Source organism: Exiguobacterium sp. SH1S1 (assembly GCF_004337245.1).
GTDB classification, from domain to species: Bacteria; Bacillota; Bacilli; order Exiguobacteriales; family Exiguobacteriaceae; genus Exiguobacterium; species Exiguobacterium aurantiacum_A.
In genome coordinates this window covers 15,169-36,087 of sequence record NZ_SJUZ01000006.1, presented here as the reverse complement: position 1 = coordinate 36,087, position 20,919 = coordinate 15,169, and the positions used below count along the sequence as shown (strand labels likewise).

General features: G+C 51.9%; 22 protein-coding genes and 1 pseudogene. 11 read left to right on the top strand and 12 right to left on the bottom strand.

The window, feature by feature from the left end; translation table 11 throughout:
• Positions 1-32: 32 nt before the first annotated feature.
• The 3 genes and pseudogenes from EVJ23_RS15345 to EVJ23_RS11335 all read left to right on the top strand — a co-directional run.
• A pseudogene (locus tag EVJ23_RS15345) lies at positions 33-281 on the top strand (CPCC family cysteine-rich protein); the annotation flags it as partial.
• A gap of 407 nt (positions 282-688) precedes the next feature.
• Positions 689-1,087 carry a hypothetical protein gene (locus tag EVJ23_RS11340; protein ID WP_161568394.1) on the top strand — a complete coding sequence of 133 codons (399 nt, stop codon included), beginning with the start codon at positions 689-691 and terminating at the stop codon, positions 1,085-1,087.
• Between the two features lie 493 nt (positions 1,088-1,580).
• Entirely contained in the window at positions 1,581-2,078 is a 498-nt protein-coding gene (locus EVJ23_RS11335) for a suppressor of fused domain protein (protein ID WP_131465010.1), read from the top strand.
• Between the two features lie 105 nt (positions 2,079-2,183).
• Here the strand turns inward: EVJ23_RS11335 and EVJ23_RS11330 are convergent, their stop codons facing one another.
• Positions 2,184-2,894, bottom strand: coding sequence for a GntR family transcriptional regulator (locus EVJ23_RS11330; RefSeq protein WP_070327925.1), 711 nt, complete (start codon positions 2,892-2,894; stop codon positions 2,184-2,186).
• Positions 2,895-3,059: 165 nt separating this feature from the next.
• On the opposite strand from EVJ23_RS11330, the gene EVJ23_RS11325 reads away from it, so the two are divergent.
• The 3 genes from EVJ23_RS11325 to EVJ23_RS11315 all read left to right on the top strand — a co-directional run bounded on the left by EVJ23_RS11325 (position 3,060) and on the right by EVJ23_RS11315 (position 7,102).
• Positions 3,060-4,949: a beta-glucoside-specific PTS transporter subunit IIABC gene (locus tag EVJ23_RS11325; RefSeq protein WP_131465006.1), complete on the top strand. Its 1,890-nt coding sequence runs from the start codon at positions 3,060-3,062 to the stop codon at positions 4,947-4,949.
• A gap of 12 nt (positions 4,950-4,961) precedes the next feature.
• Positions 4,962-6,416, top strand: a complete 1,455-nt coding sequence (gene bglA / locus EVJ23_RS11320) for a 6-phospho-beta-glucosidase BglA (RefSeq protein WP_131465004.1) — start codon at positions 4,962-4,964, stop codon at positions 6,414-6,416.
• 422 nt (positions 6,417-6,838) lie between these two features.
• Entirely contained in the window at positions 6,839-7,102 is a 264-nt protein-coding gene (locus EVJ23_RS11315) for an excalibur calcium-binding domain-containing protein (protein ID WP_016508727.1), read from the top strand.
• A gap of 33 nt (positions 7,103-7,135) precedes the next feature.
• Here EVJ23_RS11315 and EVJ23_RS11310 read toward each other — a convergent pair whose 3' ends face one another.
• The gene (locus EVJ23_RS11310; RefSeq protein WP_071397518.1) at positions 7,136-7,675 is read right to left on the bottom strand and encodes a hypothetical protein; all 540 of its coding nucleotides are present in this window, start codon (positions 7,673-7,675) and stop codon (positions 7,136-7,138) included.
• Entirely contained in the window at positions 7,665-8,519 is an 855-nt protein-coding gene (locus EVJ23_RS11305; RefSeq protein ID WP_161567028.1) for an alpha/beta fold hydrolase, read from the bottom strand. Before EVJ23_RS11305 ends, EVJ23_RS11310 begins: the two co-directional genes overlap by 11 nt.
• 194 nt (positions 8,520-8,713) lie before the next feature.
• Between EVJ23_RS11305 and EVJ23_RS11300 the strand changes: the two genes are divergently transcribed.
• On the top strand, positions 8,714-9,472 hold the full coding sequence (locus EVJ23_RS11300) for a glucose 1-dehydrogenase (RefSeq protein WP_131465000.1): 759 nt from the start codon (positions 8,714-8,716) through the stop codon (positions 9,470-9,472).
• A 29-nt stretch (positions 9,473-9,501) separates the two neighbouring features.
• The gene (locus EVJ23_RS11295) at positions 9,502-10,422 is read left to right on the top strand and encodes an NAD(P)-dependent alcohol dehydrogenase (RefSeq protein WP_131464998.1); all 921 of its coding nucleotides are present in this window, start codon (positions 9,502-9,504) and stop codon (positions 10,420-10,422) included.
• 85 nt (positions 10,423-10,507) lie between these two features.
• Here the strand turns inward: EVJ23_RS11295 and EVJ23_RS11290 are convergent, their stop codons facing one another.
• Together EVJ23_RS11290 and EVJ23_RS11285 are read right to left on the bottom strand one after the other, a co-directional pair.
• Positions 10,508-11,320 (bottom strand): helix-turn-helix domain-containing protein, encoded by an 813-nt coding sequence (locus EVJ23_RS11290; protein WP_161567027.1) that lies wholly within the window; start codon positions 11,318-11,320, stop codon positions 10,508-10,510.
• A gap of 165 nt (positions 11,321-11,485) precedes the next feature.
• Positions 11,486-11,746: a DUF1294 domain-containing protein gene (locus EVJ23_RS11285; protein ID WP_071397523.1), complete on the bottom strand. Its 261-nt coding sequence runs from the start codon at positions 11,744-11,746 to the stop codon at positions 11,486-11,488.
• A 208-nt stretch (positions 11,747-11,954) separates the two neighbouring features.
• Here EVJ23_RS11285 and EVJ23_RS11280 point away from each other — a divergent pair, with 208 nt between their 5' ends.
• Together EVJ23_RS11280 and cls are read left to right on the top strand one after the other, a co-directional pair.
• Positions 11,955-12,737 (top strand): LysM peptidoglycan-binding and 3D domain-containing protein, encoded by a 783-nt coding sequence (locus tag EVJ23_RS11280; protein ID WP_131464994.1) that lies wholly within the window; start codon positions 11,955-11,957, stop codon positions 12,735-12,737.
• A gap of 170 nt (positions 12,738-12,907) precedes the next feature.
• A complete protein-coding gene (cls, locus tag EVJ23_RS11275; RefSeq protein WP_131440709.1) occupies positions 12,908-14,374 on the top strand; it encodes a cardiolipin synthase in 1,467 nt (488 codons plus the stop codon).
• 49 nt (positions 14,375-14,423) lie between these two features.
• Here cls and EVJ23_RS11270 read toward each other — a convergent pair whose 3' ends face one another.
• The 6 genes from EVJ23_RS11270 to EVJ23_RS11250 all read right to left on the bottom strand — a co-directional run bounded on the left by EVJ23_RS11270 (position 14,424) and on the right by EVJ23_RS11250 (position 19,278).
• Positions 14,424-15,401 carry a hypothetical protein gene (locus EVJ23_RS11270; protein WP_131464992.1) on the bottom strand — a complete coding sequence of 326 codons (978 nt, stop codon included), beginning with the start codon at positions 15,399-15,401 and terminating at the stop codon, positions 14,424-14,426.
• Complete coding sequence (locus EVJ23_RS11265) at positions 15,398-16,426, bottom strand: DUF58 domain-containing protein (protein WP_131440713.1); 1,029 nt, start codon at positions 16,424-16,426, stop codon at positions 15,398-15,400. Before EVJ23_RS11265 ends, EVJ23_RS11270 begins: the two co-directional genes overlap by 4 nt.
• Position 16,427: 1 nt before the next feature.
• Positions 16,428-17,336: an AAA family ATPase gene (locus EVJ23_RS11260; protein ID WP_070327249.1), complete on the bottom strand. Its 909-nt coding sequence runs from the start codon at positions 17,334-17,336 to the stop codon at positions 16,428-16,430.
• 108 nt (positions 17,337-17,444) lie between these two features.
• The gene (locus EVJ23_RS15235) at positions 17,445-17,618 is read right to left on the bottom strand and encodes a hypothetical protein (protein ID WP_161567026.1); all 174 of its coding nucleotides are present in this window, start codon (positions 17,616-17,618) and stop codon (positions 17,445-17,447) included.
• A 109-nt stretch (positions 17,619-17,727) separates the two neighbouring features.
• Positions 17,728-18,423: an amino acid ABC transporter permease gene (locus EVJ23_RS11255; protein WP_016508715.1), complete on the bottom strand. Its 696-nt coding sequence runs from the start codon at positions 18,421-18,423 to the stop codon at positions 17,728-17,730.
• Between the two features lie 6 nt (positions 18,424-18,429).
• Entirely contained in the window at positions 18,430-19,278 is an 849-nt protein-coding gene (locus EVJ23_RS11250) for a transporter substrate-binding domain-containing protein (RefSeq protein WP_131457699.1), read from the bottom strand.
• 422 nt (positions 19,279-19,700) lie between these two features.
• Here EVJ23_RS11250 and EVJ23_RS11245 point away from each other — a divergent pair, with 422 nt between their 5' ends.
• Entirely contained in the window at positions 19,701-20,210 is a 510-nt protein-coding gene (locus EVJ23_RS11245) for a flavodoxin family protein (RefSeq protein ID WP_070327247.1), read from the top strand.
• A 254-nt stretch (positions 20,211-20,464) separates the two neighbouring features.
• Here the strand turns inward: EVJ23_RS11245 and EVJ23_RS11240 are convergent, their stop codons facing one another.
• Positions 20,465-20,914: a GNAT family N-acetyltransferase gene (locus tag EVJ23_RS11240; RefSeq protein WP_016508735.1), complete on the bottom strand. Its 450-nt coding sequence runs from the start codon at positions 20,912-20,914 to the stop codon at positions 20,465-20,467.
• Between the last annotated feature and the right edge of the window lie 5 nt (positions 20,915-20,919).

Genomic DNA, 20,919 nt, shown 5'->3' with positions numbered 1-20,919 from the left:
GTCAGTGAAAATAACGGATTGGAGTTACATAAATGGAGCTGTATACATGCACCTGTTGTGGTTATAAGACGATGGATGAAGAACCACCAGGGACGTTTTCGATTTGTCCAAAATGTTTTTGGGAAGATGATAGTGCGAGTCCTGATTCATGGGGAGGAGCTAATGGCATTTCATTGCGAACGGCGCAGCGAAATGTGATTCGATTTGGCGTATCCGATGAATGTTACGTCAACGAGTATAGTACGAAGGAATATCAAAAAAATGTGATGTGGAAACCCATATGGGAAACAGAAAACTCTCAATCGCCGTTAATTTTAATTGATGGTAATGTCTTCTGTAAGAAAAAAAACAAGAATATTGATATCAACCGGTTCAATGAACAATTTGAAAAAATGTTGAAACAAAATGGATGGACGTTTGGCGGAGAGTTTGTTCAATCTGAAGAATAAGAGACTGTTTTGAAAACTACACAACGTATCAAACCATAAGGGTATGCCTCGCTGATCTTATTTGGCACTTAAAGTAAGAAAGCATACAGAAATCAGGTGAAGTGATGTATCGATATAGATTAAGCAAATACAATCCAGAATACCGAGATGAGTTCGGTGGCTACGAAAAAAATGAGTGGACATCAATATCCGATGTTGGAAAGTCGTTTGATGGCGATATACTTAATTTCGAGGAATACATGAGAATTGAAGACGCATATGTGAAATCGGTGAAAATGATTATGAATTATTGCAAGGTGACCGCGCTCAAGGTTACTTATATTGAGAAGAGAGGAGTTCTCTCAGTTCACGAATATAATCCACCTAATTTTCCAAAGAACCTATATGATTTAAAAACGACAGCTTTGTACAAAGCTGTGAAAAAAGGAACGATTTTGACGGGGTGGAGAGTCGATTGTGTGATTCGGTTATTGTTGAGAGAAGAGCTTTATTTACACTTAGAACCGTATCCTTCAAATAAGAAAGAACAATCGCTCAAAGTTTTTGTTGGGTTTGACTATCTGATGGGGATTCATACAAATATAAATCTCAGACATTTAGAAGAGAAGCTTTTAGACATTGGCATGCATCTAGAATAAAACAAAAGTTGTTATTGTTAATTCTCTCAAAACCAATCCATACAAAGGGGATGAACTTTGAATACACTTAGAGAATTCAAATCAGTCGATAGTGAGGTTTGGCGAATACGACTTGACGAGAGTGATGCATTCCTCTTGATTAAAGATGAGAGAAGGCGGAGTGAGCTCACCGATTATCCGTGGTTTTCTGAACATGAAGCTTCTGAATTTGAGTCAAAGGAAAATGTGATTCATGCCAGTTATCTCGTCACTCCGAACGTTCGATTAAGTCCAGAGCACTTGGCAGAGGTGTTTAAAGTCGTCGAACAGCTACTGCATCACGTGGCCCAGGCCTCGTGTGACATCATACTCACGCCTCAAACTTTCCCTAGCGAATCTGATCGTTTAAACTATATTCGAAAAATATGCGCAGTCGATTCTGATGCGTATAACTATTTGACTCAATAGAGTCGAATGCGCATCACTACCACTTAAAAGAAAGTAGGAGCAACCATTGAATTATTTAGAGCACCTCGAATCCCATTGTGGAGAATTCACGAATCAATTCGAAACAGAGGATTTGTTAGAGCAGGCCGTGCAGTTCTTGCAGTTCGATGATAGCCCTATAACCGATACGTTCACGATTTCGACGCTAGGCCTTCATTGGCATACGCTACAAAACGAGGACGGGACTCATACACATCAAGAGTTACAGTTGAGTTTTAAGCAAAAACGTTCGTATGAAGATGTGCTTGAGTTGTTGTGGCAATTAACGACGCATGCACTCGAGACACATCACGCTTTCAAACTCGGTGAGTATTTTGAACTCCCCCCGAACGTCTTCAAACGATTGAAATTCTCCTCGATTTATGTGACGACACCGTTTTATTTTGATGAATCGTTTCTCGTCTATGAAGGAGACGAACAGACCGTGTTACCGGTATGGTTTATTCCAATCTTCCCATCCGAAGAAGCGTTCATCGAAGCGCATGGTTCAGAACGATTCAACTAATTGCTTTACAAAACGGATGATACGTTACTGGATTTGAAACGTAAACCGCTCATCTGAACCCCACACAAACACCGCTCCACGCAAATTCGCGTAGGAGCGGTGTTTTCACATATAAGGTCCGTTCGCCTGAACGACGAACTGCGAGTGCTCGTAATGATAGGTGATACGGGAGTAGTCGAACGGCTTCCCGTTCGTGAGATGAAAAATCGTCTCGATCCGAAGCGTCGGGTCGTCCGCCTGCAAGCCGAGGTATCCGGCTTCCGTCGCGTTCAACCGACCGACCTGCATGTACATGTCGGAGAAGCCGATCGTGACGCCGAGCGCGCTCTGGACATAATCGAAGATCGAGTCGGCAACGATCTCCCGGTTCAAATACGGGACGATTTGCTTCACGTAATACGACTCCTCGTGACAGAGCACCTCGCCATCGACGAAGCGGACCCGTTCGACGTGATAGACGTCGTCCGTCACGTCGATCCCGAGGTTCTGCGCAACTGTCTCGTCAGGTTTTGTGACCGAGACGTCGAGCACGTCCGACGTCAAGACGCGGTCGCCGAGATTGCTCTTGAACCCTTGCGTCGAGAACAGGCTCATGTAGCCCGGGCGGTTATGACGCCGGACGAAGATGCCGCTCCCGCGAAGTTGGAAGACCACCCCACGCCGTTCGAGCAGTTCGAGCGCTTTCGTCACCGTGCTCTTACTGACGGCATATTGGCTCATCAACTGTTCGAGCACGGGAAGTTTATCGCCTTGTTTCAAATCATGTTGATTGATGTACTGTTCGATCTCTGCTGCAATCTGTTGGTATTTTAGCACGTTCATCCCTCATCTACTTGAAAATGTTGCCTTCATTATACCACACACATGTTTGCTAAACGTTCACGAACTTTTTTATTGTATCGCTATTGATTAATTGTACCTGTACAATTATAGTAAGGGTGGACAAAATGTAAGCGTTATGAAAAAAAGGAGGGTATTCACTTGAGTAAAGTTCGGGATTATTCAAAACTCGCCAAGGACATCTTGGAGGCTGTCGGCGGGGAAGACAACATCATCAACGCAGCCCGGTGTGCGACACGGCTTCGTCTCGTCTTGAAGCGGTCAAACCCGCAGGCGAAAGAGAAAGTTATGGCGATGCCAGGTGTCATCACGGTCGTCGAGACGGGTGGACAGTTCCAAGTCGTCATCGGACAGCACGTCGGAGAAGTGTTCGAGGAGTTCACGCAGCTCGTAAAAATCGAAGGCACTGAAACGGAGGCGGACCAAAAAGGAACGATACTCAACCGGATCATCGCGACGATGTCCGCGGTGTTCGCGCCGTTCATCTATATTTTAGCGGCAGCTGGGATTTTGCAAGGGGTACTCATTTTAACGACATTGGTATTTGAAGGTTTCGCCGAGACGGGGACGTACGAAGTGTTCAGCTTCATCTCATGGGCACCGTTCACGTTCTTACCGATCTTTATCGCCATCACGGCATCAAAACACTTCAAGACGAACACGTTCATTTCCGTCGCGGCAAGTGCGGCCTTGGTCAGTCCGACATGGGCCGAGATGGCGGCACGCATCACGTCAGGGGAGACGATCAGCTTCCTTGGGATTGCCTTGTCCGGTACGACGTACACGTCATCGGTCTTGCCACCGCTCTTCCTCGTCTGGATCTTGTCTTACGTCGAGCGGTTCTTGAACCGGCATATGAATGAGGTCATTCGTCCTCTATTTGTGCCGTTCTTCAGTTTGGTGCTCATGGTGCCGCTCACGATCCTCGTCATCGGACCAATCACGACGATGGGTGCGGTCGGGATCGCCAACGGCTATAACTTCTTAGCTGAAAACGCGCCGTTGCTCGCCGGCGCCATCATCGGGGGGCTCTGGCAAGTCGTCGTCATCTTCGGGGTCCATTGGGGCGTGACGCCGATGGTGCTCGCAAACTTCGACTTATACGGCCGTGACTCGTTCCAAGCGTATCAGACGATCGCCGTCATCGCCCAAGTCGGTGCCGTTCTCGGTGTCATTTTGAAAGCGAAGAGTCAGGAAATCAAAAAAGTCGGTGTCTCGGCTGGGATCACTGGGCTGTTCGGGATTACCGAGCCTGCTATCTACGGGGTGACACTCCGCTTTAAGAAACCGTTCATCTTCGGATGTATCTCGGGAGCGATTGGTGCCATCGTCGCCAGCTTCTTCAACCCATATTACTTCGCCTACGCCGGACTCCCGGGTCCACTCACTCTTGTGAACGGAATCAGTGAAGACGTGCCGACATCGATTTGGGGACTGTTGATCGGGACGGCGATTGCCATCATCCTCCCGGTCGTCTTGATTCAAATCTTCGGTTTCGGGGAAGACACTGCCAAACAGGCAAATGAAGAATTGGCGACGCCAGCGACAGCGGAAGCGAGCGCGACGGTCGTCCAAGAAGAAACGATCTCTGCACCGCTCTCAGGCCGAGTCATCGCCTTGAGTGATGTCCCGGACGACGTGTTCGGCTCTGGGGCAATGGGGAAAGGTTACGCCGTCGAACCAAACGGGAATAACATTGTGGCGCCATTAGATGGGACGGTCGTCATGGTCGCACCGACAAAACATGCGATTGGACTGCGCTCGAACTCAGGGATCGAGCTCTTGATTCACGTCGGGCTCGACACCGTGACACTTGACGGGAAACCGTTCACTGTCCACGTCAAAGATGGGGACAGCTTCAAAGCGGGCGATGTATTGATGACGTTCGATCGCGACATGATTGCCGCCCATAACTTATCAAGTATCACACCAGTCATCGTGACGAACAGCTCGACTTACGCTGATGTGCTCGTTCAACCGAGCGATGAGACTGACACGACGACACCGATGCTCACGATTGTTCATCAATAAGGAGGAATAAACATGAAGACATTACCGAAAGATTTTCTATGGGGTGGCGCCCTCGCCGCCCATCAATTTGAAGGCGGCTGGGACGCCGACGGCAAAGGACCGAGCGTCGTTGACGTCTTGACGGCCGGCGCCCACGGCGTCGCGCGTCGAATCACGGACAAGGTCGAGCCGGACGAGTTTTATCCGAACCATGAGGCGATCGATTTCTACCACCGCTATAAAGAGGACGTCGCCTTGTTTGCCGAGATGGGTTTGAAGTGTCTCCGGACGTCGATCGGCTGGAGCCGCATCTTCCCGAACGGTGACGACGCCGAACCGAACGAGGCCGGGCTCAAGTTTTACGATGACTTGTTCGATGAGCTGTTGAAGCACGGCATCGAGCCGATCATCACGTTGTCACACTTCGAGATGCCGCTCCACCTCGCCCGTGAGTACGGCGGGTTCCGTAACCGGGCCGTCGTCGACCATTTCGTCCGCTTCGCCGAGGTGTGTTTCGACCGTTACAAAGACAAGGTCAAATATTGGATGACGTTCAACGAGATCAATAACAAGATGGACGTCAACAACCCGCTCTTCCTCTGGACGAACTCAGGCGTCATCGTCGAGGAGGGCGAGAACGCCCGTGAGGTCATGTATCAGACGGGTCACCATGAGTTGATCGCGAGCGCGCTCGCTGTCGCGAAAGGGAAAGTGATCAATCCGGACTTCGAGATCGGGGCGATGGTATCGCACGTACCGATCTATCCGTATTCGTCGAACCCGGACGACGTCATGCTCGCCGAGGAGATGATGCGCCAGCGCTACTTCTTCCCGGACGTGCAAGTACGCGGGTTCTATCCGAGCTACGCTTTGAACGAGTTCGAGCGTGAGAGCTACAACATCCCGTTCCTGGACGGGGACGACGACATCTTGAAGAACGGGACTGTCGACTACCTCGGTTTCAGCTACTACATGTCGACGACCGTGAAGAGCGACGTCGTCGCCGACAACAGCGGCGACATCGTCAACGGCGGTCTGCCGAACGGTGTCGAGAACCCATATATCAAGTCGAGCGACTGGGGTTGGGCGATCGATCCGGTCGGTCTTCGCTACGTGCTGAACCGGTTGTACGACCGCTATCAGATCCCGCTCTTTATCGTCGAGAACGGTTTTGGCGCCGTCGATGAGATCATCGACGGAAAGATTCACGACGCGGCCCGCATCGATTACTTGAAGGCCCACATCGAGCAGCTGAAACAAGCGGTCGTTTATGACGGCGTCGACTTGATCGGCTACACGCCGTGGGGCATCATCGACATCGTCTCGTTCACGACGGGCGAGATGAAGAAGCGGTATGGCATGATTTACGTCGACCGTGACAATGAAGGCAATGGCTCGATGGAGCGGATGAAGAAAGACTCGTTCGATTGGTATAAGCACGTCATCGAGACGAACGGGGAAGCGTTGGAATACGAAGCGACAAAATAATTTTCCATGAATAAACCCACCTCTTTCAAAAAAAAGAGGTGGGTTTATTCCTTCTACAGATGTTGCGGCAATAGGAATTTGCAAAAGTCACTGATTATAGCCGACGAATAACGTAAATGTGATGAGCATGACGGATGAAATCATGAGAACCACAGCGAGTGAGCTGGCGAACAGCAAAAAAAGTTTTGAGAAGTTGATCCGTTTCTTCCAAACCCCTATTAGGAATGCAAGATTCAGTACCAAGAAAAATGTGAGCACGAGCAGAGGTACCGCGCGCTCTTGCATTAAAATAAACAAATCCATAATAAAACACGTTCCTTTCTGTCTTTACCATATTTGCAAAAGAGGTATATTTCTCGTAATCAACCGTATAATGATGAAAACTACTAGACGTATCGTCTGCTAATTTGGAGGAAATAAGAATGAAGAAACTGCTTCGTGCAACTGTGGCCTGTCTCGCTTTGTTTACGCTGAGCCTCGCTCCTGCGAATCCGGCTGATGCCGCTGCCAAAAAGTTTAAAAACTGTACCGAGCTCAACAAAACCTACAAGGGTGGTGTCGCGAAAAACAAGACCATCAAAAACAAAGGCGGCAAGACGCAGTATAAGCCGCTCGTCAACGCGGCACTCTACCAAGCAAACATTGGGAAAGACCGTGATAGAGACGGAATCGCCTGTGAACGTTAAGAGATTTGGGGACTACTCCCCGAATCTCTTTTTTCATTGAGGATAGCGATACACGACGTCACCCGAGGCGTCATAACCCGTGATGGCGTCAATCGATTCGATTTGGTCGACGACGACGAACCAGACGTCATTCCCGGCTTTCGTCTTCATTAATTCCGGCTCGAAGCGGTCCCCGTCCAACTCGACGACGACACGTGTCGTCGTCCCATGATTCATCCCATATAAGATATCAAACGGAACACAGTCTGGCTCATCCCCGCACGTCCGTCCGTCGACCGACCAGGTGAGACCATCATCTGACAGCGAGCGGGACGTGACCGATTCGACACGGTCGTCGATGGTAATCTCTAAGCCGATGCCTTCGATGAACAGTTCATCGCTCAGCTCGTCCGTTGAGTAGCGTTCTGTGAAGAAACGGATTGTCATCTCAGGGTCAGCGACCTGATGGACCAGGATGGGCTCGGCCGTCGCTGATAATTCGGGTTGCTCGGTCGATTCCACTTGCCAGACAATCCCGGCAGAGAGTAGCAACACAACGACGATGATGAGCACAATCTGTTGATTACGCTTCATAAGAACTCGCTCCTTGTGTTGATAATAAAAACTGACGCACCCGCTCGAGCGGGAACTCCGGACTCCAATGAACGAAGTGACCTCCGGGAACGGACTGATAGGTGACTGGAGGTCGATCTTGCTGAAGACTCGCAACGGCAGACTTCGTCAATTCAGCTTCTTTCGTGTCCACGCCGATAAAGTCAGCGTAGATGAGAAGCGTCGGTACGCGGAGCATACTCATGAGTCGGCTCATGTCCAAGTTATAGTAGCCGAACAGTAAGTTCATTCCACCGGGACCTAGTTTGGCAGGAGCGTCCAAGGCCCGGCATACTTCGTCCCGCTCAGGTAAACCCGTCTGCGTGCAGAACGCTTTGAACTGTTCCTCTGAAATCGGTTCTGCCGCTTTGTCCGTTATGAATTTCGCCTCGATTTTCCGGACGGCTGCCGGCCCAAGTATGCGGTAGATCACGTTCAAGAGCGGTACGACGAGTCCAAACGCGCCATATTCTTGCAGTGGGACACGCGGGAACGGCTTATGTCCGGCATCGAGCAAGACGAGCCGTTCCAGCTTTTCAGGGTAATGGGCGGCAAACGCGAGTGCGACCGCGCCCCCGAGCGAGTGACCGCTCACATGGACAAGGCCGAGTCCTGCTTCCACGATATAGCCGTTCACCCAATCCGCTAATTCCAAAGAAGTGACTCTCCCTTTGAGTCCTTCGCTGCGACCGAACCCTGGCAGATCGAGCAGATGGACCTCGAAGTCGTCGGCGAGCGTCAGTCCCTCGTTTCCTGAGAATCCCCCAGCCGGTAGGAACAACAGCGGAGACCCGCTACCGATCACTTCAGTATCATATCGTCCCAAGTCATCAATCCTTCCTCAAATCCCAATATATGTATTCCTTTCATTGTAAAGGAGATATCGTACGAAAAGAAGAACATTCTTCCATAACAGCATGCAGGTCACTTAAAAATTCGGGTATAGACTACTGACACGTGTTCAGTCCGCACTTGTCGTTTTGCTGTGTCGTCTTCTACTTAGCCAAGGAGGAATGCCGTGTGAAACTATCAGGCAAGACAGCGCTCGTGACCGGTGCCGGTTCTGGAATGGGGCGGGCCATCGCCAAGCTATACGCCGCGGAAGGTGCTCGCATCGTCGCCGTCGATATGAACGGGGATACGGTCGAGGCGGTCGCAAGTGAGATCAAGTCGTCCGGCGGGGAAGCGGTCGGTATCGCCGCGAACGTGACGAAGCAAGCGGACATCGACAACATGGTCGCGACGGCGACGAGCCAGTTCGGCTCACTCGATATTTTGGTGAACAACGCCGGCATCATGGACAACTTCATGACGGTCGGTGAAGTGACCGACGACGTGTGGGACCGTGTCATCGCGGTCAACTTGACCGGTCCTATGAAGATCGCCCGGGCCGCCATCAACGTGATGGAGAAACAGGAGTCGGGCGGGGTCATCATCAATATCGCCTCGGTCGGCGGCTTGTTCTGGACACGAGGCGGGGCCGCGTATGTCGCATCAAAACACGCGCTCATCGGTCTCACGAAAAACATTGCCGCGACGTATGGCACGTTCGGTAAGATTCGGGCCAACGCCATCGCACCAGGCGGGGTCAATACGAACATCGGGGCGACGATCACGGCGCCGAGCGATCTCGGGATGCGCGCCATTCAAGCGGCAGGAGAAGCACCGATTGGCGAACCGGACCAAATCGCAAGCGCCGCGCTGTTCCTCGCTTCAAGTGACTCAAGCTTCGTCAACGGGGACGTCTTGAAAGCAGACGGTGGTTGGACCGCCCGCTAAAAGAGAAGCGACTTGTGAGGAGGTACACGATGAGAGCAGTGATTTGTACCGCATATGGCCCGCCGGAAGTGTTACAGCTTCAGGAAATTAAAAAGCCTGTGCCGAAAGCAACCGAACTGCTGATTAAAGTACACGCATCAGCCGTTCAATCCGGGGACCGCCGGCTTCGTGCGTTAGATGTACCGGCAGCAGGCAAGTTGCCGATGCGGGTCGTCGTCGGCTTCAAAGCGCCGAGACAGCCTGTCTTAGGTGTCGTCCTAGCAGGTGAAGTGGTCGAGACGGGCCGACGTGTGCAACACTTTAATGTGGGAGATCGTGTCTATGCGCTGACCGGGATGCGATTTGGCGGCTATGCCGAATATGCGTGTATCAAAGAGACGAAATGTGTCGAGATCATGCCTAAACACGCAAGCTTTGCAGAAGCAGCCAGTCTTCCGTTCGGTGGAACGACAGCCCTTCATTTTTTGCGTAAAGTGAACATCGAACAGGCGAAGTCCGTATTGATTTACGGAGCTTCCGGGGCAGTCGGCTCCATCGCGGTACAGATTGCCAAACATTTCGGTGCTCACGTGACAGGTGTCTGTCGGGAACGAAACTTCGAATTGGTCAAAAGCCTTGGCGCAGACGTAGTCATCGATTATACAAAAGAGGGCTATGACAGCGAACTGACAACGTACGACGCTGTGTTTGACGCGGCAGGAAAAATCGATAAGCGGATGGCTCGTAAACATGTCGGGGAAAAAGGCCGGTTCAGTTCGGTTGCCGGACAGGGAGTAGCAAGCGAACGGAAAGAAGATCTGAGCCTGTTGAATCAGATGTTTGAAGCCGGAGACCTGAAGGCCGTCATCGATTCGATCTATCCGATGGAGGAAATCGTCGCAGCGCACCGCTATGTGGACGCCGGCCAGAAAGTTGGAAATGTCATCGTGTCGGTCGTGCATGAGGAATGACATCGTCTCTCGTCCATCGAGAACGCAAAAAGAAGGAGTCTAGCCATCGAAACTCGGCGGCCAGACTCCTGTTTTCATTTCCTCTTCACTTGGTCTTCTTGCCCTTGCGGTAGACGAGCGGGGTGACCTTATGTACTTTCTTGAACGTCTGGACGAAGTGACTGACGCTCGTGTAGCCGTAGTGACTCGCTATTGCGGCGACCGACTCCGTCGTCTCTTGTAACTGATGCGCCGCCGCTTCCATGCAGACGTCACACGCATAGGCGAGCGGGCTCGTGGCCGTCCACTTCGTGAAATAGCGGCAACATTCCGCCCGGCTCAAGCCACCGGCCTCGGCAATCTGTTCGAGCGTCACGCGCTCCGTCACATGTTCATGGATATAAGCGAGCATCGCCTTCATCCGGTCTTGACCGACGAGTCTCGTTTGCTCGTTTGTCTGTTGAATCCAGTAACGCCAGACGACCGCCATCTGGAGCGTGGCATCTAAGAGGGCGAACGATGAGTCGCCATGTAAACTTCGGGATACCTTGTCGATCGTATCTAACACGGCCTTCTCCGCGCGCTCGGTCGGCGTGAGGAGTTTTAGGGGCAACGTCGCCCCCGTCATGAACGGCGTGACGAACCTTTCGGCAAGCAACGGTGCGAATAAGTCGTATGGATCGACACGGACGTCGACGAACCGAGTCGCTTCTTCGGACGAAACGACTTGATACAGTTGCCCCGGCGCCAACAAAAGGCCCGACCCGGTGCGAAGACTATGACGGTCCCCGTTGACCATCAAGTCGACGCGACCTGCCCTCACTATAAAGGCGTGGAAGTGATCGGTCACGTGGATCATAGCTGTCATGACCGCGCCTGTTGTCGATTCCACGATCTGAAGTGAACTTTGTTCCAACATCTTCATCCCACCTCAATATTTGAACATTTGTTTCGGGATTACACCGGGCTGACAGTCTTGAACCAGATGAATTCATGATTAATCTGACATTTATATCTCTATTGTCACGAGACGTCTTATCACGTTTCTTCTATATAATGGAGCAGAAAAGATAGCCAGCTCCACTCAGAAGATGAAAAGTGACGTGATCCCGGCGTGAACGAGAATCGCGACCGGGACCCCGATCCGAAACTTCGGCTTCAACGTCTTGTGACGGAAGAGGCGCATCGCGACATAAGCCCCAAACGCTCCCCCGATCCAGACGAGAATGAGCAACGTTTGTTCCGAAATACGCCAAGCCCCGGATTTTGCACGTCGTTTATCGAGGAAAAATGACATAAACGCTAGTAAATTAGTCACAATGTAATACAGCAGTAATAGTTCCAAAGACTAAAACCTCCTTTCTCACCTTATCAGTATAGCTGAAAACGGCTCAACAAAGCCATTTTTATCTAAATTGTAAGAATTCAGACTCCTCTCATCTCCCTGAAAGCTTCTGTAACTGAACTGATATCACTCTCATATCAGCCTGTAACGGCAGTGAAATATAGAGGTGTTACAGTAAGGGAGCGTTAGAAAAGGGAGGAATATTCTTATGAAAAAACCACTATTGACACTAACGGCACTCGCTGGCCTTAGTTTAGGAGTCGCTGCTCCAGCTTCGGCAGCATCAACACACACGGTTCAGTCTGGAGATACTTTGTACCGTATCGCCGTGAACAACGGTGTATCTGTGAACGACATCAAACAAGCAAATAGCTTAAACTCGAATATGATTTATCCTAACCAAGTGTTGAAGCTCGCGAAGTCGGAAGCAAAAGCGACAGCTTCTTCAAACACTTACACAGTTAAATCAGGCGACACGTTGTATCGGATTGCGACAAACAACGGTGTCTCTGTCAATCAATTGATGACATGGAACGGTCTTAAATCAGATCTCATTTTCCCTGGTCAACAATTCGCTGTGAAAGGTGCCAAAGCAGCATCGGTTGCGAACAGTGCACCAACAGCTAAACCAAAAGCATCAACGTCTGCACCGGTGACAAAACAGTCTACGTCTACAACGCAAACTCAAGCTCCGGCTTCGGGTAAGACGATGACAGTTGAAGCAACGGCGTACACGCCATATTGTGCAGGTTGCTCTGGTATCACGGCAACAGGTATCGACGTTCGTTCGAACCCGAACCAAAAAGTCATCGCGGTTGACCCTTCAGTCATCCCGCTCGGCTCTAAAGTATGGGTTGAAGGCTACGGCGAAGCAATCGCTGGAGACACTGGCGGCGCAATCAAAGGGAACAAAATTGACCTCTTGATGCCGACACAACAGCAAGCGCTCAACTTCGGTCGTAAATCAATCACAATCAAAGTCTTAAACTAATCGATCGACCCCAAAAACACCGCAGGCGCGGTGTTTTTTTGCGTTCTATTCACTCAAACCTGCAAGCTCGTATACCTTTCTCCTTCGAAATCAGGCAAACTAGATATATCAGGTCTTGTCTGGTCAGAAAAACCGGGTATGTACCAAATCGTAAAAGGGGGGAGAACCTGATGCTCACGACAGAAATCATCATCAGCGTGTTCGGCATCCTGCTCGTCATCTTGAACATGACGTTCGCCATCACGATCATCTTCTTTGAACGGCGCGACATCGGCTCGACATGGGCCTGGCTGCTCGTCCTCTTCTTTTTGCCGCTCATCGGCTTCTTCATCTATATCTTCTTCGGTCGTTTGATCAAGTCGAACAACTTCTATCAAGTCGATGAAGAGCGGCGTAGTGAGTATGCGTTGCACGTTCAACAACAGCTCGATGAGTTGGATGGGAACCAGCTGATCTTCAAGCAAGACCCGCTGTTAGCAAAATACCGGCGTCTCGCCCGGCTGAACCTGTCGTCGACGAACGCGCTCGTCACGTATCATAACGACATCCAAGTCATCCATGACGGGAAACAAAAGTTCGCTGCCTTGTTCGACGATATCGAGGCGGCCAAACAAGAAATCAACATCCAATACTACATCATCCAGAACGATTCGCTCGGCCAGGCGTTGATTGCGGCGCTGACCAAACGGGCCCAAGCCGGTGTCCGGGTCCGGTTGCTCTATGACGCCGTCGGCTCGAGAGGGCTGAGACGTAAACATTTCAAAGAGCTGCTTGAAAGCGGCGGCGAGGTCAAGTCGTTCTTCCCGTCGAGCCTCGGCATCAACTTCCGCGTCAACAATCGCAATCACCGCAAACTGTGTGTCATCGACGGGGACATCGGCTATATCGGCGGCTTCAACGTCGGCGACGAGTATATGGGGACGAACCAGCATTTCGGCTATTGGCGTGACGTCCATCTGCGGATGAACGGGGAAGCGGTCCAAGAACTGCTTGAACGGTTCTTGCTCGATTGGAACCGTTCCGTACCGACGAAACGAAAAGCGTTGAAAGAAGAGTTCATTTGGCCAAGCAAGACACTCGAGGCGTTCAAGTCACCCGTCCAGATCGTCACCTCCGGCCCGAACTCGACGACGGAGCATTTAAAGAACATGCTCGTCAAGATGATCGGGGAAGCGAAAGAGACGATCTACATTCAGACGCCTTACTTCATCCCGGACGCGAGTTTCCTTGACGCCTGCCGGATCGCCCTCATGTCAGGGACGAAGATTCAACTGATGATCCCGAACAAACCGGACCACATGTTTGTCTACTGGGCGACATACGCCAATGCGGCCGAACTCGTCCGGTACGGGGCCGAGGTGTATACGTACGAAGGCGGTTTCTTGCATGCGAAGACGCTCGTCATCGACGGCGAGGTCGCTTCGATCGGGACGACGAACATCGACGCCCGCAGCTTCCACCTCAACTTCGAGATTTCAGCCCTCGTCTATGATGAGGCTGTCGCCCGGTCCGTCATCGACGCATTCGACCGCGACAAATCGTGCGCTGAGCTGTTGACGCTCGAACGTTATGAGACACGGACGAAATGGATTCGCTTCAAAGAGAGCGTGTCGCGTCTGTTGAGTCCAATCCTATAAAAAAACCAGTCAAGACGCCCGGGTTCAATCCCGAACATCTTGGCTGGTTTTATTTTTTCAACACGTGTTTGACGTGTCGTTCAAACGCCTCGACGACCGTGGTCGGCGCTTCTTTCTCACCGTACTCGGCCGCCTCGAGCCAACTTGCGAACAAGCTTCCATCGGTAAAGTCGATCCGTTCCAACCACTCGTGCGCGGTCTCCTCGCGATGGCGAGGGTGCACCTGTTCGAGCCGACGTCCGGCCTCGAGCAAGCGGACATCACGTGGCGTCCGCGTCAAGCGACGTTCCGTCCGTGCCGTCTGATGGGCCTTTTTCGGGACCGACAGCACTTCTTGGATGTCTTTTCGCTTTTGTAAATAGAAGAACAACAGGACACCGCCGACGAGCAGGACGATGAAGAAGATGACTAGCGCGGAAGACTGATTCTTCGCCGATTCGAGCAACGTCTCGTTCGCGATCGTCTCGGCATCGAGGTTCGGGTTGTCCGGTATCATGAATCGATTGACCCGGTCGGACGGGTCGAGCGTGATCCCATCGAACCAGCCGCCGATCCAAAGCAAGAACGGCCGGATCCAAGTGACGAGGTCGCCGAACAACAGCTCTTTGACCGTCCGGATGACAAAAGCCAGTCCGAGACCGACCGCTAGGCCGACGACGAGCGTCGACAACATCCGTTTATAGTCGCGACGGTAATACAGGCTCCGTTGCCAAAACAAAAACAGGAACGGGAACACGATCATGAGGAGCGGTTGCTCGGCCGGTGGGAACAGCCAATCCGTGATCAAGAACAACACGCTCGCGATCGCGTAACGGTCGGTCCAATCGAGCGTGCGGATGAAGGCGTGCACATACGTGAACAACAGCAACGTGATGCTCATCTCATACGAGAACCAGAGCGCACCGATACTGAGCAAAGTCTGGACGCCGAGCTGCCAGTTCCGCGGCAGACGGAGCGTCAACAGGAAGACGAGCGGATAGACGTGACCGACATAAAATGCGGCGAACAACCACCAGAGCCAGTTCATTTGCCGTCACCTCCGAGCCGAAGAATCGATTGGCTGCCGCCGTATTTGGCGACTTTCCGTTCGAACAATGACCGGGCCATCGGGAAGTCTCGTTCCGACAGACAAGCGAGCGTCGTCATGACCTTGCGGAAATGGGTCTCGCCGCTCCCAGGTGCGAGGTCGTACGTGATCCCGTCTTTCGTCAGCGTCGGGACGATCAGCCCATAGCTCGCGTTCTCTTTCTCGAAGTCACGGCACAGCGCCGCGGCTTGCGAGATCACGCGTTCCATCTGATGGGTGAGGGAGCGCCCGTCTTTCGTCAACAGGTCCAAGACGACGACGTACTCGTTCGCCTGGACGGGCTGTTCGGTCCGGGCCAGCAGTTCGCCCGTCTTCGCGTAAGCCGACCAGTACAGTTGACGCATCGGTTGACCGTGATACGGGGCGACCGACTGGAACGTCTCCGGGTCACGATAGGCGCTATGACGGACCATCTCCTCGCCCGGTAGCGTCGGCGGGCGTTTCGGGATCGGATAAGGCAGGAACTCTGGGAAGACGTACCCGATCCTTGCGAGCGGTTCCTCTTTATAGAGCGAGAACATGCGGAGCGGGTCTCGGATCTCCATGCCGATCGCCTCGACACGGATCGGACCTCGCTTGATGGCTTTGAGCGGTAGGTCGTAAGAGACGACCGCCTCGCCGCCGACATAATTCTCTTGGCGCCAGAAGGCGTGGTTTTCCACTTCGACGGTCGGGTGGAGATAACCCGACAAGCGGACGACACCGAGCGGGACTTTCGCAGTCGAGATGAGGCGGATGACGTACGACTCTTCGTCACCCGGAAACAGTTTCAGTTCGTCCGTCACTTCGACACGGACGTGTTCGGCCAGGCGGAACAACAGCTCGGGCATGACGAGCGCGTAGATGCTGACGCCGAGCAAGGCGCTCGCGAGGAACACGTTCCCGTAAAGCGCCGTGAAGACCCCGACGACGAACAAGAGCCACATGTAGCCGGATTCTAGATAGCGCGGGCTGACGAGTTGCATGTCACACCTCGGATGGGACCGCGATGGTCTCTAACACAGATTTGATCAGTTTCGACGGTTTCGTCTTGAGCGATGCCTCGACCGTCAAGACGATGCGGTGCCCGAGAATCGGCAAGGCGAGCGCCCTGATGTCTTCCGGTGCGACGTAGTCCCGTCCGTCCATGTAGGCGTGGGCCCGGGCCGCCATCGTGTAGGCGAGCGTCGCCCGCGGGCTCGGCCCGACCTCGATGTCCCGGTGGTGCCGGAGCGCCTCGACGAAGTCGAGCAGATAGTCTTCCATCGCCTCGTGCAGCGTCACGTCACGGACAGCTTGCTGCATCACGGCGAGCTCTTCATGTTTCAACGTGAACGGAGCGGCGCTCAAATGCTCGTTCCGGAGCAGTCGGCGCTCTGACTCCCGTGACAGCGGGGCGAGCGAGAGCTTGAATAAGAACCGGTCAAGCTGTGCCTGCGGAAGCGGGAACGTCCCTTGTCCGTCGAACGGGTTCTGCGTCGCGATGACGAAGAACGGGTCCGGCAAACGGAGCGACACCTCACCGAGCGTCACTTGACGCTCTTGCATCGCCTCTAAGAGTGCCGACTGTGTCCGTGGTGTCGTCCGGTTGATCTCATCGACGAGTAAGATCGATGTGAAGATCGGTCCGGTCCGACGTTCGAACGCACCTGTCGTCGGATTGAACAGTTCCATCCCTAAAATGTCACTCGGCAGCGTGTCCGGCGTACATTGCACGCGCTGGAACGCGGCCGATACGGAGGAGGCGAGACTCCGTGCGAGCGTCGTCTTGCCCGTCCCCGGCCGGTCCTCGAGTAAGACATGTCCCCCTGAAAGCAAGGCGATCGTCGACAGCTTGATCGCTTTCGATTGCCCGATCACTAAACCGTTTAAATGTGTTGTCCATTGTTGCACCATAATCAAATTCCCCCGTCTGTTTTCTGATAATTAAGAAAATCATAGCACACTCACCGACTGAGATGGAACGCTAAAGAAAACCAGTGCGAATATGTAATTCAAGTACGTTCAATCTGAAGAAGACATTCTCGCTTTCTTCCGGCTCGGGAACTCGATTATCAAGTAATAGAGGACGATCATGCTCGTGTATGGATTTAAAGCACTGACCCATGCCGGACCATCGAACAAGATATACGTGAGTGTGATGAAGAGGGCCGAGAAGAATAACAGGTTTGAGAACATATATGGGTGTCTCCTTTGTGTAGAATTAGCGAATACGTTGACTATACCATGTCGTTATCTCGATAACCGCCCGACAAAAAAACTGACCTGCCCGTATTAGGCAAGTCAGTCATCGTTTCGGTGTATCCAAATAGCGTTCGAAATGCCGCTCGAGCCAGTCCTGGAAGAACGACATGAACGTGCAGATGCCCCAGTAGATCAGGGCGACGACCAAATAGACGGTCATATAGTCGAACTCACGACCGCCGACGATCTTCGCCTTGTTGAAGATCTCAGGGACGGTGATCATCGCGGCGAGCGAGCTCGCCTTGATCAGATCAAGGAACACGTTCGAGAGCGGGGGCAGGGCGATCCGCGTCGCTTGAGGCAACGTGACCCCTTTCAACGTCAGCCACTTGTTCATGCCGAGCGACCGGGCCGCTTCAATCTGTCCCTGATCGACGGCACGGATCGAGGCGCGGATGATCTCCGCGATATAGGCGGCCGAGTTCAAGCTGAAGCCGATGATCGCTGCCGTCAACGCCGCGAACTCGATCCCGATGAACGGGAACCCCGAGTAGAGAATGAACAAGATAATCAAGATCGGGACGCCGCGCATGAACGAGACGTAAAACGTCGACGGATAACGCACTAGCCTTGACGGAGACAGCTTCCCGAGCGCGAGCACGAGTCCTAACACTAAACCGAAGAACATGCTGAGGAAGGAGATCCAGAGCGTGTTCGGCAGCCCACCTAGCAAGTATGGGAACGAGCGGATGGCGAGGTCGGCGTCAAAGATCGCTTCCCACTTCACACCTTCGAACATATCGCCTTAGTCCAATTCGACGATTGTCGCGTCGACGTCCGGTTCGACGGATACGTCAGCACCGTTATAGAACTGTTCGGACAGCTCCTTCACCGTGCCATCCTCAAGCATCTCTTCAAGGACGCGGTCGATGTTCTCTTGCAAGTCGACGTTGTCTTGATTCATCAAGAGTGCGACATCTTGCGGGTTATAGGCGATATCCGGATGGATCGTGATATCGAATTCCGGGAAGAAGGCGAGGGCGAGCGTCTGGAGGTAGTAGTCGTTCAAGATGACGTCGGTCCGACCTGTCGACACGTCACGAAGATACTGATCGTTCGTCGCGTTGTCGTAGATGACTTCTTCAGCCCCATACTGGCGCGCCACGTCCATGAAGACGGTCGTCGCTTCACCAGCTGCTTTTTTACCTTTCAAGTCTTCGAGCGACTTGATGCCTGAAAGGTCGCTCTTCCGGACGATTGCCGTCCCGTACGTGTGCTTATACGGTACGGAGAAGGCGAACTTCTCTTTCCGGTCTTCCGTCACCGAGATGTCGTTCGCCACGACATCGACTTGTCCGTTCTGGACGCTCGTCAACATGTTGTCGAACGCCATTTCTTTGAACTGGACCTCGAGGTCGAGACGTTTTCCGATCTCTTTCATGACCTCGACGTCAAACCCCGTCAAATCGTCACTTTCTTCTTCACGGAACGAGGCGGGATAGAGTGTCCCGGCCGTACCGACCGTGAGCGTACCTTCTTCTTTGATCTCATCCCAGCGTGTCGTATCGGCCTGATCGGTGCTAGAATCACCACACGCCGCGAGCGGGACAGCGAGCAAGATAACTGCTGCTAAACCTTTTGTCATACGTTTCATTCATGTTCCTCCTTAAAGTATCATCTGTCTAAAAATAGCATGATGAACGCCTAGAGGCAACTACGAAGAACATAGAAACAGCAGGTAAGATATTTTTGAAACGTTTATTCTAAAAGCGCTATCATGTCATTGAATCAGGGTTTCATACAGGTAATACAGATAAGAATAATTTATGAAACAGCATGCGATTCACCAACCTTCAACCTCTAGAGAATCGACAGGTGCGCAAGTGGGAGATAGAGGCAAGATGAGTCCTCAGCTTTTTAAATTAGGTGAGAGGACTGTGCTAGGTCCCGAGAGGAGGGCCTATGCTACCCTGTCCAAGAACAGGCGAGGACAGTTAGGTTCTTTGCCATCGTTTAAGGGTATTTCCTCTGTAGATAGAGGGAGGAAAAGCTAAAAACGAGGTAAGGAGTGACATAATGAAGAATAGTAGCTTGATTGTATATTACTCATGGATCGGCAGTACAGAAGTAGTCGCGAAAGAAATTCAAAGGCTTACAGAGTTTGACATTCAAAGAATTGAAGATAAAAAGCAGCGAAAACTCGGTAACATCGCCGGTGCAGCAATGGGAGCGTTTGTTGGTCTGAGAGGCGTTATCATACCAATGGACTTTGCATTAAAAGAATATGAGCATCTATTCCTAGGAACCCCAGTCTGGGCAGGAAAGACGCCTCCGGCAATTAATAGTTACTTAAAAAAGACTTCTTTCAAAAACAAGAAAGTTTGGCTGTTCATAACTAAAGGTGATGAAAAAGTTCCCCAACAGGTTATCGATTCAATTACAAAAAGGATTGAGAAGAAAGGCGGAAAAGTGATGGGCAGTATTTCGATAACGACAAAATGGGATCCCAAGACGAACATTCCTATTGCGCTTGAGGATGTCCAGAAACCGATCTATGACTGGCTGAAAAGAGGAGGCATTTTATAAAATCTGAACGGAATCAAGCTGTGCCAACGTCTGAGCGAGGAACAACAAAACGAATCGGTGGCTAAGAGAAGCACGACCTGCCGACATAACTGATCACATAAACGTGGGAAGCAGGTGAGTCCTGAAAACTACCGAGGAGCGGTTCAAATTTTATTAGTTTACATAACATATATTATCAGTAAAAATAAAACTCCGTCTCAATCCTTTAGTATACTTAAAGTAGTGAGACAGAATCTAGAATTATGAGATCGGGATCAAATTCGCGTAAACCGGATCAATGTGACACCTGGTTCCGGTTCGAACTCGGCGCTCGGCTCGAAGCCAAGCTTCGAATACAATCGTTTGGCCGGACCGTTATGTTTGCCGGTATGCACGTAGACAAGTTTGTCCTCGTGTAGACTGAGCACGTGTTCTAACAACGTCGTCGCGAGCCGCGCCCTGAAGTATGTCGGATCGATGCACAGCTTCGTGATCTCGACCGTGTTCTCGGCCGCCTCGATCGTCACAAACCCGATCATCCGCTCCTCGTTGTATAAGCCGTAGCTCAGACCCGGCAAGTTTTGAATGACCTCGACCGTCTCATATCGGGCCGGGATCTCGTCAAATCCGATCAGTTCGGCCTCGACCGCATAGGCGTTCCGTTGAATCTCGAGCATTTGCTCGGCTTGCCGGTAATCCGTCGTTCGAATCTCCCGTAACTCCATCTGTC

Coding starts and splice junctions, on each gene's coding strand:
- EVJ23_RS11340 (WP_161568394.1), top strand. CDS start 689: ATGAGAATTGAAGACGCATATGTGAAATCGGTGAAAATGATTATGAAT.
- bglA (WP_131465004.1), top strand. CDS start 4,962: ATGAAGACATTACCGAAAGATTTTCTATGGGGTGGCGCCCTCGCCGCC.
- EVJ23_RS11315 (WP_016508727.1), top strand. CDS start 6,839: ATGAAGAAACTGCTTCGTGCAACTGTGGCCTGTCTCGCTTTGTTTACG.
- EVJ23_RS11310 (WP_071397518.1), bottom strand. CDS start 7,675: ATGAAGCGTAATCAACAGATTGTGCTCATCATCGTCGTTGTGTTGCTA.
- EVJ23_RS11295 (WP_131464998.1), top strand. CDS start 9,502: ATGAGAGCAGTGATTTGTACCGCATATGGCCCGCCGGAAGTGTTACAG.
- EVJ23_RS11290 (WP_161567027.1), bottom strand. CDS start 11,320: ATGTTGGAACAAAGTTCACTTCAGATCGTGGAATCGACAACAGGCGCG.
- EVJ23_RS11280 (WP_131464994.1), top strand. CDS start 11,955: ATGAAAAAACCACTATTGACACTAACGGCACTCGCTGGCCTTAGTTTA.
- cls (WP_131440709.1), top strand. CDS start 12,908: ATGCTCACGACAGAAATCATCATCAGCGTGTTCGGCATCCTGCTCGTC.
- EVJ23_RS11270 (WP_131464992.1), bottom strand. CDS start 15,401: ATGAACTGGCTCTGGTGGTTGTTCGCCGCATTTTATGTCGGTCACGTC.
- EVJ23_RS11265 (WP_131440713.1), bottom strand. CDS start 16,426: ATGCAACTCGTCAGCCCGCGCTATCTAGAATCCGGCTACATGTGGCTC.
- EVJ23_RS11260 (WP_070327249.1), bottom strand. CDS start 17,336: ATGGTGCAACAATGGACAACACATTTAAACGGTTTAGTGATCGGGCAA.
- EVJ23_RS15235 (WP_161567026.1), bottom strand. CDS start 17,618: ATGTTCTCAAACCTGTTATTCTTCTCGGCCCTCTTCATCACACTCACG.
- EVJ23_RS11255 (WP_016508715.1), bottom strand. CDS start 18,423: ATGTTCGAAGGTGTGAAGTGGGAAGCGATCTTTGACGCCGACCTCGCC.
- EVJ23_RS11250 (WP_131457699.1), bottom strand. CDS start 19,278: ATGAAACGTATGACAAAAGGTTTAGCAGCAGTTATCTTGCTCGCTGTC.
- EVJ23_RS11245 (WP_070327247.1), top strand. CDS start 19,701: ATGAAGAATAGTAGCTTGATTGTATATTACTCATGGATCGGCAGTACA.
- EVJ23_RS11240 (WP_016508735.1), bottom strand. CDS start 20,914: ATGGAGTTACGGGAGATTCGAACGACGGATTACCGGCAAGCCGAGCAA.